Below are 14,094 nucleotides of genomic sequence, written 5' to 3' on the forward strand. Positions count from 1 at the left end.
CCCATGGCGATGAGAGAGATCCGTGTGATCCCGGACCCCGTGCTCCGCACACCGTGCGACGAGATCACCACCATCGACGACCGGGTGCGCTCGCTCGTCGCGGACCTGGTCGAGACCGTCGACTACGAGGGCCGGGCCGGGCTCGCCGCCAACCAGATCGGCGTCAACCTGCGCGCCTTCTCCTGGAACATCGAGGACGAGATCGGCTACATCCTCAACCCGAAGATCGTCGAGCTCTCGGACGAGGTCCAGGACGGTGACGAGGGCTGCCTGTCGGTCCCCGGGCTCTGGTACCCGACCCGACGCGCCTGGTACGCGCGAGTCGTGGGCATGGACCTCGACGGCAACGAGATCACGGTCGAAGGGACCGAGCTCATGGCTCGCTGCCTGCAGCACGAGACGGATCACCTGGACGGCATGCTCTACCTCGACCGCCTGGACCGCGCGGTCCGCAAGAAGGCCATGCGGGAGATGCGCGCCCAGCTCTGAGTCACGCCACGTCCCCCCCTCGTCCCCGGCCCGGAGTCGGCTGACGAGGGGGGAACGTGGCGTCCTCCCACAGGCGCACGGCTGAGTCGGAACGTGTCCGCATAGGGGCAGAAGGCCGTCGGGGAGCGCTACCGCAGCGGGGTGAGATCTGCCATGGGGAGTCCTCCCCTCGCGATCCGGTCGACTCTCAGGCAAGATATGGCTCGTATACCGCTGGTTGATCAGGCATGATGATCCACCCCTGGTGAGGACGTTGGGGAAGACGAAACCTCGACCTAGGGAGGAACGACATGACTGGTGCCATCACACGCGGTGTTCTTTTCGTGCACTCGGCGCCCCGGGCGCTGAGCCCGCACCTGGAGTGGGCTGCCGGGAACGTCCTGGGCGTGCGCGTCACGCTGGACTGGACCGAGCAGCCTGCTGCGCGCGACCTCTACCGCGCGGAGCTCGCCTGGCAGGGCGTGCAGGGCACGGGAGCGCGCCTCGCCTCGGCGCTGCGCGGGTGGTCCCACCTGCGCTACGAGGTCACCGAGGACGCGAGCCACGGCTCCGACGGCGCCCGCTGGTCCCACACCCCTGACCTCGGGATCTTCCACGCCGTGACCGACGTGCACGGCAACGTCATGATCCCCGAGGACCGGGTGCGTGCGGCGCTCGAGGTCTCGCACGACAACCGCGCCATGCGCGACGCGCTCCACCTGGCCCTCGGCAAGGCGTGGGACGACGAGCTCGAGCCCTTCCGCCACGCGGGCGAGGACTCGAACGTGCGCTGGCTCCACCGCGTGGGCTGACCCGCACCTCTTCCAGAGGACCTCGCGGCCTCACGGTCGCTCGATGCCTGCCGGCAACTAGGAGCCGGCAGGCATCGCCGTCTGCGGGGGAGCCGCCTGCGGGTGCGGAGCCGGTGCCGCGTCCGGTCCGTCCGTCGCGCCGGAGGGTGGGCCTGGGGCGGCGGCGACCGGTCGGAGGTCGTCGACGTCGGCCGCGGGTCCGGGAGCCTCGGTCGGCGTCGCGGGGTGCCGCCGCACACGGTCCCACCCGCGGCGCAGCACGGGTGCCAGACGGCGCTCGACGGCCTGGTAGGTCACGTCCCGGATGAAGATGGCATCGATGGCGATCATGGTCATCGAGAAGTACATGAGGCCCATGAGCACGCCGATCCCCAGGTGCATGCCCGTGATCGCGACGAGCGCGAGGATGCGCGTCGAGCGACGAAGCAGCAGGAACGGGAAGAAGAGCTGCACGAACACCGCGCTGTAGCTGAGGATCGCGACGAGCACGCCCGAGCGCCCCATGACCTCGGTCACGGCGGGCCAGGTCGAGAACTCGTCGAGCTGGAACACGTAGTAGATCGCGGTGCCGTGCTGCCACATGCCGCCCTGGATCTTGTACATGGCCGAGGCCACGTAGACCACGAAGATCTGGAACGCGATGAGCACCACGGCCCCGTTGTGCAGCAGCGTCGCGAGCCATGCCCAGGACGCGGACCGCGAGGGCTTGCCGGCTTCCGCGGCCGCGCGCCGCCGTCGGGCGTCCAGGGACCAGCGGCCCGACGTGTCCACGAAGACCATGTACAGCAGCACCATGCGCATGAGCTGGATGCCGCCGTCGCCGATGTACGCGTTGGTCCGGAACAGCGCGATGTACAGCACCAGCAGCACCGGGATGACGATGCGCGAGCGCCACCCCAGCACCAGCAGCACCGAGAGCGCGATCAGGGCCAGGTACTGCAGGTCGAACGCCCAGGGCGGCGCCGAGCCGTTGAAGAACGTGTCGAGCCAGGACGGGAACTCGTCGACCTCGACGCGGCCCTGCGCGAACGTGCGCCCGGCACCCCAGGCCAGGCTGCGGTCGCCCCAGTTGGCCGCGAGCTGGACCGCGATGATCAGGCCGAAGCCGATGCGCAGCACCGCCACGCCGTAGGAGGCCTTGCGGGAGTCGAGCATCCAGGACTCGCCGGCCGCCCAGGTGCTGCGCGCCCAGCCGGTCGCGCTCGTCCACAGGCCGGTCGTGCCCGTGGCGCCGGTGTCGCTGCTCATGAGACCCACCCTCCGAAGACGCCGCTGAACCCGGCCCGGGCCTCGGGGGTGACCGGCGACGGGTCACGCCAGCCCAGCCTGGTGAACTGCTCCTCCGGGCGCTGGATGCCCGGCGTGAGCCGTTGCTCGAACGGCACGACGCCCTGCGTGGACGTGCTCATCTGGATCGCGACGAGCTCCGTGTCCGCCCACAGGTCCATGGCCGCGAGCGTGCCGAACTCGTAGAGCGAGTCCTCCGAGAGCAGGTAGTCGTCCATGCTGCTCACGCTCATGCCCGTACCCAGGAGGGCCTTGGTGAGGTCTTGGCGACCGCTGTCGCCGTCGGCCGAGACGTGGTCCGCGTGGACCACGGCCTGCTGCTGGCCCTCCAAGGTGCTGTAGGACGTCGTGTAGAAGCGGTTCATGCTGACCGGGATGCGCCACGTCCGCGTCGGCAGGATCTGGTGCCGGACCTGCTCGTTGAAGACGTCCCCGAGGTTCGCCCACTCGGAGACGGTCTCGACACCTGCCTCGTCCTTCGTCGTCGCGCGCACCCACACGCGCAGGTCCACCGACTGGGGGTCCGGCGCGAAGATCTGCCAGTTCTGCGCGAACAACGGGTACATGTGCTTGGACGTGACGGGGGAGGCCGTGTCGTTGATCGCGGACGTGGGCGCGGCCCAGAGGAAGGTCGAGAACATGTGGAACGCGACCAGCGCGGCCACGACGACCAGGGCGGCGCGTTGTGCGACCGTGCGGGAACCCGCGGAGCTCACCGTGTACCTCCACATCGAGGACGGCCCGAACGACCGCGTTCGAGGAATGATAACCGGTGCTAACGATCCCACGGAATCCCCGGTCCGCCGCGCGAACGCCCGACCGACGGGAGACGTACGACGCGAGCACGACGACGCCCGGCGGTGGGAGGACCACCAGGTCCTCTCCGCCGCCGGGCGTCGTCGGGTTCCCGGGCGCTCACGCCCAGGAGGGGATCAGGCGTTCGTCACCACGAGGGCCACGTTGTGCCCGCCGAACCCGAACGAGTTGTTGATCGCGGCGATGTCGCCCGCAGGGAGCTCGGCCGGGACGTCGCGCACCAGGGGGACCTGGAGCTCGGGGTCCGGCTGTGCGACGTTGATCGTCGGCGGAGCCAGGCGCTCGTGCACCGCCTTGACCGTGAAGATGGTCTCGAGCGCGCCCGCGCCACCCAGCAGGTGACCGGTCATGGACTTGGTCGCCGAGAGCAGGACGTGGTCCGCGTCGTCGCCCAGCACGGTCCGGATGGACCGGGTCTCGGTGAGGTCGCCGACCTTGGTCGAGGTCGCGTGGGCGTTGACGTGCACGACGTCGCGCGCCTCGACCTTCGCCTCGCCCAGAGCACGGGTCATCGCCGCCACCTGACCGCGACCCTCGGGGTCCGGGGAGGTGATGTGGTAGGCGTCGGCCGAGAGGCCCACGCCGCCGATGCGGGCGTAGACGCGAGCGCCGCGCGCCGCGGCGTGCTCGGCGCTCTCCAGCACGACGATGCCCGCGCCCTCGCCGATGACGAAGCCGTCACGGTCGACGTCGTAGGGGCGCGAGGCGCCCTGCGGGTCGTCGTTGCGCAGCGAGAGCGTGCGCGAGGCCGCGAACGCGGCGATCGGCATGGGATGGATCGTGGCCTCCGTACCACCGGCCACGACGACGTCCGCGCGACCCGCGCGGATCATGTCGACGCCGTAGCCGATGGCCTCGGCACCCGACGCACAGGCCGAGACGAGCGCGTGCGCACCGGCACGGGCACCGAACTCGAGCGAGACGTACGCGGCAGGGGAGTTCGGCATGAGCATGGGCACCGTCATGGGCAGCATGCGCCGTGCGCCGCGCTCCTTGAGGGTGTCCCAGCCGTCGAGCGTCGTCCAGATGCCGCCGATGCCCGAGGACACGACGGCTCCCAGGCGGTCGCCGTCGACGTCGGGGCTGCCCGCGTCGGCCCAGGCCTCGCGCGCCGCGATCATCGCGTACTGCGTCGAGGGGTCCATGCGCTTGATCTCGGGACGCGGGAGGACGTCCTCCGGCTTGACCTTGATCTGGGCGGCGAACGTCACCGGGATCTCGTAGCGCTCGGCCCAGTCGTTCTCGAGCGAGCGGGCGCCGGACTGCCCGGCGAGGGCGGCGGCCCACGTGGAGGCCACGTCCCCACCGAGCGGCGTGGTGGCGCCGAGGCCGGTGACGACGACGTCGCGGAGGGAGGTCATGGCAGCTCCAGGTGTCTGAGGGGGAAGGGAAGGGGGCGGGCAGGCCGGCGGTTCGTCGACCGCCGGCCCGCACCGGCCAGGTCCACTGGACCTGGCGCAGATCGGAAGATCAGGCCTGCGCGCCCGTGATGAAGGACACGGCGTCGCCGACGGTCGCGAGGTTCTTGACCTCTTCGTCGGGGATGCGGACGCCGAACTTGTCCTCGGCGTGCGTGACGATCGTCATCATCGACAGCGAGTCGATGTCGAGGTCGTCCGTGAAGGACTTCTCGGCGAGGACGGCGTCCGTGGGGAGGCCGGTCTCTTCGCTGACGATCTCCGCGAGACCAGCGAGGACTTCCTGCTCGGTGTAAGCCATGGGGTTTCTCCTTGTGATGGGTGCCGGGGCCGTCCGGCACCGGGAACTTGCTGTGGAACGGTGGAAAGGTCGTACGTCGCCCGCTCCTGGTCGGACCGCGGGGAACGCGGCCGGGGGGACGGACAGGATGATTCTCCCCTACGGGAGGACGATCACCTGCGCCGCGTAGACCAGGCCCGCGCCGAACCCGATCTGCAGCGCGAGGTCTCCCGACCTCGCGAGGCCCTCGGCGAGCAGGCGCTCGGTCGCGAGCGGGATCGAGGCGGCCGAGGTGTTGCCCGTCTCCGCGATGTCGCGTGCGACCGCGACCGACTCGGGCAGGCCGAGCTGCTTGATCATCTGGTCGATGATCCGCATGTTCGCCTGGTGCGGGATGAACGCCTGGACGTCCTGCGCGGTCACGCCTGCGGCGGCGAGCGCCTTCTCGGCGATCGGTGCCATCTGGAACGCCGCCCACTTGAAGACGGTCTGCCCGTCCTGGCGCAGGGTCGGCCAGCCCAGCTCGGGGTGCTCCCGCAGGTCCGACCAGGCGTGCGTCTGGCGGATCGCGGGAGCCTTGCCGCCGTCCGAGCCCCAGATCGTCGGGCCGATGCCGGGGGTGTCCGACGGTCCGACGACCGCGGCGCCCGCACCGTCGCCCAGCAGGAACGAGATGGTCCGGTCCGTCGGGTCGACGAAGTCGCTCATCTTCTCCGCCCCCACCACGAGGACGTGCTGCGCGGCGCCCGAGCGCACCAGGGCGTCGGCCTGCGCGATCCCGTAGGCGTAGCCCGCGCACGCGGCCGAGACGTCGAACGCGGCCGCGGGGGTCGCGCCGATCCTGTCCGCGAGCACCGCCGCGGCGGCGGGGGTCTGGTGGAAGTAGGTCGTGGTCGCGAACAGGACCGCGTCGATGTCGGCCCCCGTCAGGCCCGCGGCGGCGATCGCCTTGAGCGCCGCGGCTTCCGCCAGGTCGACCACGTCGACCCCGGCGCCCGCGCGGCGGCGCGTGACGATGCCGGTCCGCTGGCGGATCCACTCGTCGGACGAGTCGATCGGTCCGGCGAGGTCGTCGTTCGTCACGACGTTCTCGCCGCGGACCCCGCCGACGCCGAGGACGCGCGAGTACTCGGCGCCCGCCGCCTGACGGATGGTCAGCGCGCTCACGCGGTGGTCTCCGCGGCGGCGGCGCCGTCCGCAGCGCCCTCGGGTCCAGCGGCCGACGAGGTGCCCGCGGCGTCGCTGTGACGCGCGATCAGGTCGCGAGCCTTGTCGATGTCCGCGGTCGACTTGACCGCGACCGTCTCGACGCCGGGGAGCGTGCGGCGCGCGAGGCCCGTGAGGACCCCTCCCGGGGCGAGCTCGAGGATCGCGGTCACGCCCAGCGAGGCGAGCGTCTCCTGGCACAGGTCCCAACGGACCGGGGCCGCGATCTGAGCGGTGAGGCGCGAGAGCACGTCCTCCTTGACCCCGAACAGGCCACCGGACTCCGCACCCGAGATGCTCGCGTACGCGGCGCCGTCGGCGTTGGAGAGGAACGGCAGGCGCGGGTCCGTGGCGTCCCACCCGGCTGCGACCGGGGCGAACGCGTCGAGCGCGGGCTGCATGAACGGGGTGTGGAAAGCACCCGCGACCTGGAGCGGGATGACGCGCGCCTTGGCCGGCGGGTTCGCCCCCAGGGTCGCGATGCCCTCGAGCGAGCCCGCGGCGACGACCTGGCCGCCTCCGTTGACGTTCGCGGGCCACAGGCCTGCGGCCTCGATCGCTGCGAGGACCTCCTCGGCGTCGCCGCCCACGACGGCGGCCATGCCGGTCGGGGTCGCGGCGGCGGCTTCGGCCATGAAGCGTGCGCGCTGGGTCACGAGGCCCACCGCTGCGGCGTCCTCGAAGACCCCGGCGACGGCAGCGGCGGCGAACTCGCCGACCGAGTGACCCGCGGTCACGTCGACGACCTCGCACGTGTCGCGGCCGTCGAGGATCGCGCGCAGCGCGACCAGCGAGGCGGACACGATGAGCGGCTGGGCCACTGCGGTGTCACGGATCGTGTCGGCGTCCGACTCGGTGCCGTGGGCACGCAGGTCGAGGCCGGACGCGGCGGAGAACGCGTCGAGCTGCGCGGGGACCCCGGGCAGCTCGAGCCAGGGGGCGAGCATTCCGGGGGACTGGGAGCCCTGTCCAGGGCACAAGACGGCTAGCACCCGTCAACTGTGTCAACCCGGTCACCCGGCGTGACGTCACGACGCGCACCAACCTTGTCCGGGCCGTTTGTGCCGAACCTACAAGAGGCGCGGGATGGCGTGGTCCACGCCGGGCTGTCGGACCAGGTGCCCCACGGCTCTCAACGACCCGAAGGCCCCGACGAGAGCTGGCCGAGCGCGAGCGCGACCTGCAGCACGAACGACTCGCGCGCGTCGAGCGGGTCCCAGCCCGTGATCTCGGCGACCTTGCGCAGGCGGTAGCGGACCGTGTTGGGGTGCACGTACAGGCTGCGCGAGGCCGCCTCGAGGGACCGGCCCGTGCCGAGGTAGGCCGACAAGGTCTCGAGGATCGCACCCGTGCTCTCCAGGAGCGGGCGGTACGCCTGGACCACGAGGGTGCGGCGGGCCGTGGTGTCGCCCGTCAGGACGCGCTCGGGCAGCAGGTCGTCGGCGAGGACCGGGCGCGGGGCCTGGGGCCACGCGGGGGCGGCGGCCAGGCCCGCGAGCGCGGCCTGGGCCGAACGGGCGGCGTCGTCGAGCGAGGGGACCGTGGGGCCGATCACGACCGGTCCCGGCCCGAAGCGGGGCAGCAGCGACGCGGCCGCGGCCTGCAGGTCGCCCGGCCCGCCGAGGACCAGGACGAGGCGGTCGCCGTGGATGCCCACGAGCGCGTCGCCGGCAGCACGCCGGGTCGCGCGGCGCAGCTCGGCAGTGCGCAGGTCGTCGAGCGCCGACGTCGCGGTGCCCACCATGACCAGCGTGGATCCCTGGCCGCCCCAGCCGAGGGCCGAGACGCGCGAGCGCAGCGAGTCGTCGCCGTCGCCGCGGATGAGCGCGTCCACGATGAGGGCCTCGAGGCGGGCGTCCCACGCACCGCGGACCTCGGCCGCACGCGCGTAGACCTCCGCGGCCGAGAACGCGACCTCGCGCGAGTAGCGCAGCACGGCCTCGCGCAGGTCGCGCTCGCCACCGGGGATCGCGAGGCGGTCGGAGTACGCCTCGACGACCTCGACGACGATCCGCACGAGCTGGAGGGTGTGCTGGAGCGAGATGGACCGGGTCAGCTCGGAGGGGGCCGCGGCGAAGATCTCGCTGACGCCGTGCGGCGGGGAGGCCGGGTTCGCGTACCAGGTCACGAACGCGGTGATGCCGGACTGCGCGACCAGCCCGACGTACGAGCGGTCCTCCGCGGGCAGGGCCCGGTACCAGGGAAGGTCTTCGTCGAGTCGCCGCAGGGCGGCGGCGGCGAGCATGCCGCTACCGTCCCGAAGTCGCTGCAGGTTGTCGGTGTTCCCCGTGATCGGCACGCCCCGAGCATACGGCGTGGTTGTGGGGAGTCCACAAAACCTGGACCCGCGCTGTGTGACCTTCCGGGGGCGAGGCGCACCGGAGCCGCTAGTGTCGATCCATGGCCTTGATGCCCCGACTCCGACAGCTCATGCGACGCCCGTCCTCGGCGTCGAAGGTGGGCGCGCGCCGTCCGACCAGCGCCGAACGCCGCGGCGACACGGTGCACGAGGACGCCCTGCGCGCGATGCTCGTCGACGACCCCAACGACGAGCGGGCCTTCCAGGCCCTCGCCGAGATCGTCCGACGCCGTGCGGCCGAGTCGCACGTCTCGGCCGACCCGCTCGCCGCCCCGGCCGACGAGAGCGAGAAGCAGCGCGCCGCCGACCTCGCGGTCTGGGCGCTCGCGGAAGAGCTCGCGGGCCACCCGCGCGGGTGGTATCCGCTCGTCGAGCTGGGGCGGCTCTCGCTCGAGGACGACCAGGAGGCTGCGCTGCGCCGCTTCGCGACGGCCGCCGAGCGTGACCCGTCGGGTCTGGCGCTCGCCGAGAGCATGGAGATCCTGCGCGAGGCGGGTCTGCCGGTCGAGGCGCTGGGGCTCGGGGTGGGCCACTGGCGGGCCAAGGAGCACACGCCGGCTGCGGGCCGCCAGCTCGTCCTGGCGGCGATCGAGGCCGACCGCATCTTCGAGGCCAAGCACCACCTGGCGTCGCTCGCGATGCACCCGGACGCGGCGCTCGTCGCGCCGCTCCAGTCCGAGCTCACGCTCGCGATCGCGCAGGCAGAGCAGCACCGCTCGGGCACGTAGCCCACGAACGCCGACGGCGCCGCTCACCTCGTGAGGTGAGCGGCGCCGTCGGGCACTACGGGCGGGGGACGATCAGGAGTCGCCGCCCGCGTTGCCGGACGTGCCGGCCGTGACGTCCATCAGACGGTACTTCTCGATCGCCTGGGCCGAGGCCTCCGCGGGGACCTTGCCCTGCTTCGCGAGCTGCTGGAGCACCCGGACCACGACCGAGGGGCCGTCGATCTTGAAGTGGCGACGGGCAGCGGCACGCGTGTCGGAGAAGCCGAAGCCGTCCGCACCGAGCACCGCGTAGTCGCCCGGGATCCACTGGCGGACCTGGTCGGGGACGAGGTGGTCGTAGTCGCTCGTCGCGACGAACGGACCCTCGACGCCCTGGAGCTTGGCCGTCAGGTACGGCACGCGCGGCGTCGCGGCCGGGTTGAGGAACGCGTCCTGCTCGGCGGCCAGGCCGTCGCGGCGCAGCTCGTTCCAGCTCGTGACGCTCCAGACGTCCGCGGAGACGCCCCAGTCCTTCTCGAGGAGCTCCTGCGCCTCCAGCGCCCACGGCACGCCCACGCCCGAGGCGAGGATCTGCGCCTTGGGGCCCGAGGCCTCGGACACCTTGATGCGGTGGATGCCGCGCAGGATGCCCTCGACGTCGACGTCCTCCGGCTCGACCGGCTGCTGCATGGGCTCGTTGTAGACCGTCAGGTAGTACATGACGTTCTGGTCGCGCCCGTCCTCGCCGTGACCGTCCTTGCCCGGCCCGTACATGCGCTCGATGCCGTCGCGCACGATGTGGCGGATCTCGTAGCCGTAGATCGGGTCGTACTGGACGATCGCCGAGTTGGTGCCCGCGAGCAGCGGCGAGTGACCGTCCGCGTGCTGCAGGCCCTCACCGGTGAGCGTCGTGCGCCCGGCCGTCGCACCGATGATGAAACCGCGCGTGAGCTGGTCGCCCGCGGCCCAGAACTGGTCGCCCGTGCGCTGGAACCCGAACATCGAGTAGAAGATGTAGAACGGGATCATCACCTCGCCCTGCGTGGCGTACGAGGTGCCGACCGACTGGAACGCGGCCGCGGAACCGGCCTCGTTGATGCCGGTGTGCATGATCTGCCCGGCCTCGGACTCCTTGTAGCTCAGCATGAGCTCGCGGTCCACGGCGAGGTAGTTCTGGCCCTGCGTGTTGAAGATCTTCGCGGACGGGAAGATCGAGTCCAGACCGAAGGTCCGGGCCTCGTCCGGGATGATCGGCACGATGCGCTTGCCGATCTCCTTGTCCTTGATGAGGTCCTTGAGCAGACGGACGAACGCCATGGTGGAGGCGATCTCCTGGTTGCCCGAGCCCTTCTTGAGGATCTCGTACGTCTTGTCGCCCGGCAGCGTGACCGGGGCCGGCGCCGCACGACGCTCGGGCACGTACCCGCCGAGCTGGCGGCGACGCTCCTGCATGTACTGGATCTCCGGCGCGTCGGCACCCGGGTGGTAGTACGGGGGCTCGTACGGGTTGGCGTCGAGCTCCTCGTCCGTGATCGGGATGCGCAGCGAGTCGCGCAGCGTCTTGAGGTCCGCCAGGCCGACCTTCTTCATCTGGTGCGTCGAGTTGCGCCCGGCGAAGCCCGAGCCCAGGCCGTAGCCCTTGACCGTGTGCGCCAGGATGACCGTCGGCTGGCCCGTGTGGGCCGTGGCCGCCGCGTACGCCGCGTAGAGCTTGCGGTAGTCGTGGCCGCCACGCTTGAGGGCCCAGATGTCGTCGTCCGACATGTTCTCGACGAGCTGCTTGGTGCGCGGGTCGCGCCCGAAGAAGTGCTCGCGGATGAACGCGCCGCTCTCGGCACGGTACGTCTGGTAGTCGCCGTCGGGCGTGACGTTCATCAGGTTGACGAGCGCACGGTCCTTGTCGGCGTTGAGCAGGGTGTCCCACTCACGGCCCCAGATGACCTTGATGACGTTCCAGCCGGCGCCGCGGAACTGCGCCTCGAGCTCCTGGATGATCTTGCCGTTGCCGCGGACCGGGCCGTCGAGGCGCTGCAGGTTGCAGTTGACCACGAAGTTCAGGTTGTCCAGGCCCTGCTGCGCGGCGAGCTGCAGCATGCCGCGGCTCTCCGGCTCGTCCATCTCGCCGTCACCGAGGAAGGCCCAGACGTTCTGCTGGCTCGTGTCCTTGATCCCGCGGTTGTGCAGGTAGCGGTTGGTCCACGCCTGGTAGATGGCCGAGGCCGGGCCGAGACCCATGGAGACCGTGGGGAACTCCCAGAAGTCCGGCATGAGGCGCGGGTGCGGGTAGGACGGCAGGCCGCCGCCCGCGTGCGACTTCTCCTGGCGGAACCCGTCGAGCTGGTCCGCCGAGAGGCGGCCCTCGAGGAACGCGCGGGCGTAGACGCCGGGGCTCGCGTGACCCTGGAAGTAGACCTGGTCACCGCCGCCCGGGTGGTCCTTGCCGCGGAAGAAGTGGTTCAGGCCCACCTCGTACAGCGTCGCGACGGACGCGTAGGACGAGATGTGCCCGCCGACCCCGATCCCGGGGCGCTGCGCGCGCGTGACCATGACGGCCGCGTTCCACCGGTTCCAGCTGCGGTAGCGGCGCTCCATGGCCTCGTCGCCGGGGAAGTACGGCTCTTCGTGCACACCGATGGTGTTGACGTAAGGGGTGTTCACCGACGTCGGGATCGCCACGTTGCGCTCGCGTGCTCGCTTGAGCATGTTGAGCAGGACGTAGCGGGCGCGGGGGCCGCCACGGTCGTCGATCAGTCCGTCCAGGGACTCGACCCACTCGCTCGTCTCAGCGGGGTCGATGTCCGGTACTTGGCTGAGCAGACCGTTGATCAGCGGTCCGGTCTCGTCAAACGAAGCCACCAGCAACCTCATATCTTGTTCGGAGCGGTATTCGGATTGAATCACGGCGCGGTACACCGTGCCCGCTCACCTCCAGCCACTCCTGCGCGGCGGTAGCAGTCGCTGGTGGCGACTGTGCCTCCACACTCTCGGGTGGTCGAACCATTCTGTTACCCCGCGGCCTGGAAGTCACACCACAAGGGGGTCAAGAGAGCGTGATCTCCACGACACAAGAGTGTGTGCGTCCGGTGCGCAGAGCGTGGAGGAGCGGTTCTGGCGTGGGGTCCTCGTCCGTCCGCCGGGCGTCACCGTGGTCTCGACGCGGCCCGACGGCGGCACGTCCGTCGCGCGCTCGGCGAACCTCCCGTGGCGCGCCGACGTTGTGCCGAGTGCCGAACACCGCAACACTGGTGCAACTGCACGGTGAAGAGGCCCGAGCGACGCACCCGCCTCTGCTGAGGCACGCGGGAGTGGTGTGGGCTACCTTTGCCAAGCAGGTCACAGATCATCGAGCAGTACGAAGAAGGGAAAGAGACACAAGTGGGAGCGACGCCGGACCCCCAGGGTGCAGGACGCCTGGGGTTCCTCTCTGGCCATGTGGTGCAGGAGTTCGGTTGGGGTGAGGACGTCGACGACGACCTTCGCGCCGAGATCGAGGAGCTCGTCGGCTCCGAGCTGGTGGACGAGGACTACGGAGACGTCACCGACGGTGTCGTGGTCTGGTGGCGCGAGGACGACGGCGACCTGACCGACATGCTCGTCGACGTCCAGACGGTCCTCGACGACGGCGGTCTCATCTGGATCTTCACGCCCAAGGCGGGCCGCGACGGCCACGTGGGCCACAACGACCTCCAGGAGGCCGCGACCACGGCCGGCCTGCACGCCACGAGCACCTTCGCGATCGCACCGGACTGGTCCGCGACCAAGCTCGGCACGCGTGGCCGTGGCCGCTGAGGCCCCCGAGCTGACGGTCCGGCCGGGCGACCTCGCCCCCGACTTCACGCTCACCGACACGCACGGCACCCCGGTCCACCTCGCGGACCTGCGCGGTCGGCCCGTCCTGCTGGTGTTCGTGCCGTTCGCCTTCTCGGGCACGTGCACGAGCGAGCTGTGCGAGCTCCGCGACAACATCGCGGACTTCGAGACCGCAGGCGTCTCGCTCTACGCGATCTCGTGCGACCCCGTCTTCTCGCTCAAGGCCTGGGCCGCGCAGGAGGGGTACACGTTCGACCTCCTCTCGGACTTCTGGCCGCACGGCGAGGTCGCCCGCCAGTACGGGGTGTTCGACGACGAGCGCGGCCTCGCGATCCGCGGCAGCTTCCTGATCGACGCCGACGGCGTCGTGCGGTGGTCCGTCGTGAACCCGCGCGGGCAGCGCCGGGACCTCGCGGGGTACCGGGCGGCGCTCGCGGAGCTCTGACCCCGCAGCTCTCTCGACGGGCGTGCCGTGGCCTCGTGCCGTGGTGCGCCCGTCGGTTGTTCCTGGCCGGGTCCACCCGTGGCAGCCGTACGCCCTCGGGCACGGGATGCCCGATGTGCGGCGGATGTGCGAGGCAGGGCCGGTGACCCGGTAGGCTGTGCACCGCTGTTCTGGGGCCTGTAGCTCAGTTGGTTAGAGCGCCACGCTTACACCGTGGATGTCGGGGGTTCGAGTCCCTCCGGGCCCACCCCAGCTCTCGCTCGGCGAGGGCGTGCGAGGTCGAGCGAACGCCAGGCTCCCTCGCCCCCTGCCAGCCGCACCGCCTGCGTCCTGTCGACCACGGGTCGGAGGCAGCCAGCACCACGCCGGACCCCGGCCACCGGGGCCGCGCGGCGCCGTCGGGCGGGGAGGGGACCGGCCGCGGCGGGCGTCCCCCGACCGATTCACCCGACCGATCTCCACTGGCAGCATCGACGCCTGTCGGTG

General features: G+C 71.2%; 13 protein-coding genes and 1 tRNA gene. 6 read left to right on the forward strand and 8 right to left on the reverse strand.

Annotation, left to right across the window (positions count from 1 at the left end):
- The first annotated feature begins 3 nt into the window (after positions 1-3).
- Together def and H9640_RS01810 are read left to right on the forward strand one after the other, a co-directional pair.
- The gene (gene def / locus H9640_RS01805; protein WP_191789010.1) at positions 4-489 is read left to right on the forward strand and encodes a peptide deformylase; all 486 of its coding nucleotides are present in this window, start codon (positions 4-6) and stop codon (positions 487-489) included.
- A 290-nt stretch (positions 490-779) separates the two neighbouring features.
- Positions 780-1,280 (forward strand): DUF3145 domain-containing protein, encoded by a 501-nt coding sequence (locus H9640_RS01810; RefSeq protein ID WP_191789011.1) that lies wholly within the window; start codon positions 780-782, stop codon positions 1,278-1,280.
- Between the two features lie 57 nt (positions 1,281-1,337).
- Here the strand turns inward: H9640_RS01810 and H9640_RS01815 are convergent, their stop codons facing one another.
- From H9640_RS01815 to H9640_RS01845, 7 genes are all read right to left on the reverse strand, one after another.
- A complete protein-coding gene (locus tag H9640_RS01815) occupies positions 1,338-2,528 on the reverse strand; it encodes an HTTM domain-containing protein (RefSeq protein ID WP_191789012.1) in 1,191 nt (396 codons plus the stop codon).
- Complete coding sequence (locus tag H9640_RS01820) at positions 2,525-3,283, reverse strand: DUF5819 family protein (RefSeq protein ID WP_191789013.1); 759 nt, start codon at positions 3,281-3,283, stop codon at positions 2,525-2,527. The genes H9640_RS01815 and H9640_RS01820 overlap by 4 nt, the downstream gene beginning before the upstream one ends.
- Positions 3,284-3,499: 216 nt before the next feature.
- Positions 3,500-4,744 (reverse strand): beta-ketoacyl-[acyl-carrier-protein] synthase family protein, encoded by a 1,245-nt coding sequence (locus H9640_RS01825; RefSeq protein WP_191789014.1) that lies wholly within the window; start codon positions 4,742-4,744, stop codon positions 3,500-3,502.
- 109 nt (positions 4,745-4,853) lie between these two features.
- The gene (locus tag H9640_RS01830; RefSeq protein ID WP_030151686.1) at positions 4,854-5,102 is read right to left on the reverse strand and encodes an acyl carrier protein; all 249 of its coding nucleotides are present in this window, start codon (positions 5,100-5,102) and stop codon (positions 4,854-4,856) included.
- 138 nt (positions 5,103-5,240) lie between these two features.
- Positions 5,241-6,248 (reverse strand): beta-ketoacyl-ACP synthase III, encoded by a 1,008-nt coding sequence (locus tag H9640_RS01835; RefSeq protein ID WP_191789015.1) that lies wholly within the window; start codon positions 6,246-6,248, stop codon positions 5,241-5,243.
- Positions 6,245-7,279: an ACP S-malonyltransferase gene (locus H9640_RS01840; RefSeq protein WP_191789016.1), complete on the reverse strand. Its 1,035-nt coding sequence runs from the start codon at positions 7,277-7,279 to the stop codon at positions 6,245-6,247. Before H9640_RS01840 ends, H9640_RS01835 begins: the two co-directional genes overlap by 4 nt.
- A gap of 140 nt (positions 7,280-7,419) precedes the next feature.
- On the reverse strand, positions 7,420-8,532 hold the full coding sequence (locus H9640_RS01845) for a PucR family transcriptional regulator (protein ID WP_191789161.1): 1,113 nt from the start codon (positions 8,530-8,532) through the stop codon (positions 7,420-7,422).
- Positions 8,533-8,687: 155 nt separating this feature from the next.
- Here H9640_RS01845 and H9640_RS01850 point away from each other — a divergent pair, with 155 nt between their 5' ends.
- On the forward strand, positions 8,688-9,374 hold the full coding sequence (locus H9640_RS01850) for a hypothetical protein (protein WP_191789017.1): 687 nt from the start codon (positions 8,688-8,690) through the stop codon (positions 9,372-9,374).
- 72 nt (positions 9,375-9,446) lie between these two features.
- On the opposite strand, the gene aceE is transcribed toward H9640_RS01850, so the two are convergent.
- Positions 9,447-12,209: a pyruvate dehydrogenase (acetyl-transferring), homodimeric type gene (gene aceE, locus H9640_RS01855; RefSeq protein WP_191789018.1), complete on the reverse strand. Its 2,763-nt coding sequence runs from the start codon at positions 12,207-12,209 to the stop codon at positions 9,447-9,449.
- Positions 12,210-12,728: 519 nt separating this feature from the next.
- Here aceE and H9640_RS01860 point away from each other — a divergent pair.
- The 3 genes from H9640_RS01860 (at position 12,729) to H9640_RS01870 (ending at position 13,855) form a co-directional block, all read left to right on the forward strand.
- Entirely contained in the window at positions 12,729-13,142 is a 414-nt protein-coding gene (locus H9640_RS01860) for a DUF3052 domain-containing protein (RefSeq protein WP_030151692.1), read from the forward strand.
- Positions 13,126-13,608, forward strand: coding sequence for a peroxiredoxin (locus H9640_RS01865; RefSeq protein WP_404821877.1), 483 nt, complete (start codon positions 13,126-13,128; stop codon positions 13,606-13,608). The genes H9640_RS01860 and H9640_RS01865 overlap by 17 nt, the downstream gene beginning before the upstream one ends.
- 173 nt (positions 13,609-13,781) lie before the next feature.
- Positions 13,782-13,855, forward strand: a tRNA-Val gene (locus tag H9640_RS01870).
- Positions 13,856-14,094: the final 239 nt, after the last annotated feature.

Origin of the sequence: Oerskovia gallyi (assembly GCF_014836745.1) — a bacterium.
Taxonomy (GTDB): Bacteria; Actinomycetota; Actinomycetes; order Actinomycetales; family Cellulomonadaceae; genus Oerskovia; species Oerskovia paurometabola.

Bases quoted from the DNA above. Each gene is read 5' to 3' on its own strand.
- H9640_RS01810 (WP_191789011.1), top strand. From the start codon at position 780: ATGACTGGTGCCATCACACGCGGTGTTCTTTTCGTGCACTCGGCGCCC.
- H9640_RS01845 (WP_191789161.1), bottom strand. From the start codon at position 8,532: ATGCTCGCCGCCGCCGCCCTGCGGCGACTCGACGAAGACCTTCCCTGG.
- H9640_RS01825 (WP_191789014.1), bottom strand. From the start codon at position 4,744: ATGACCTCCCTCCGCGACGTCGTCGTCACCGGCCTCGGCGCCACCACG.
- H9640_RS01850 (WP_191789017.1), top strand. From the start codon at position 8,688: ATGGCCTTGATGCCCCGACTCCGACAGCTCATGCGACGCCCGTCCTCG.
- H9640_RS01830 (WP_030151686.1), bottom strand. From the start codon at position 5,102: ATGGCTTACACCGAGCAGGAAGTCCTCGCTGGTCTCGCGGAGATCGTC.
- H9640_RS01815 (WP_191789012.1), bottom strand. From the start codon at position 2,528: ATGAGCAGCGACACCGGCGCCACGGGCACGACCGGCCTGTGGACGAGC.
- def (WP_191789010.1), top strand. From the start codon at position 4: ATGGCGATGAGAGAGATCCGTGTGATCCCGGACCCCGTGCTCCGCACA.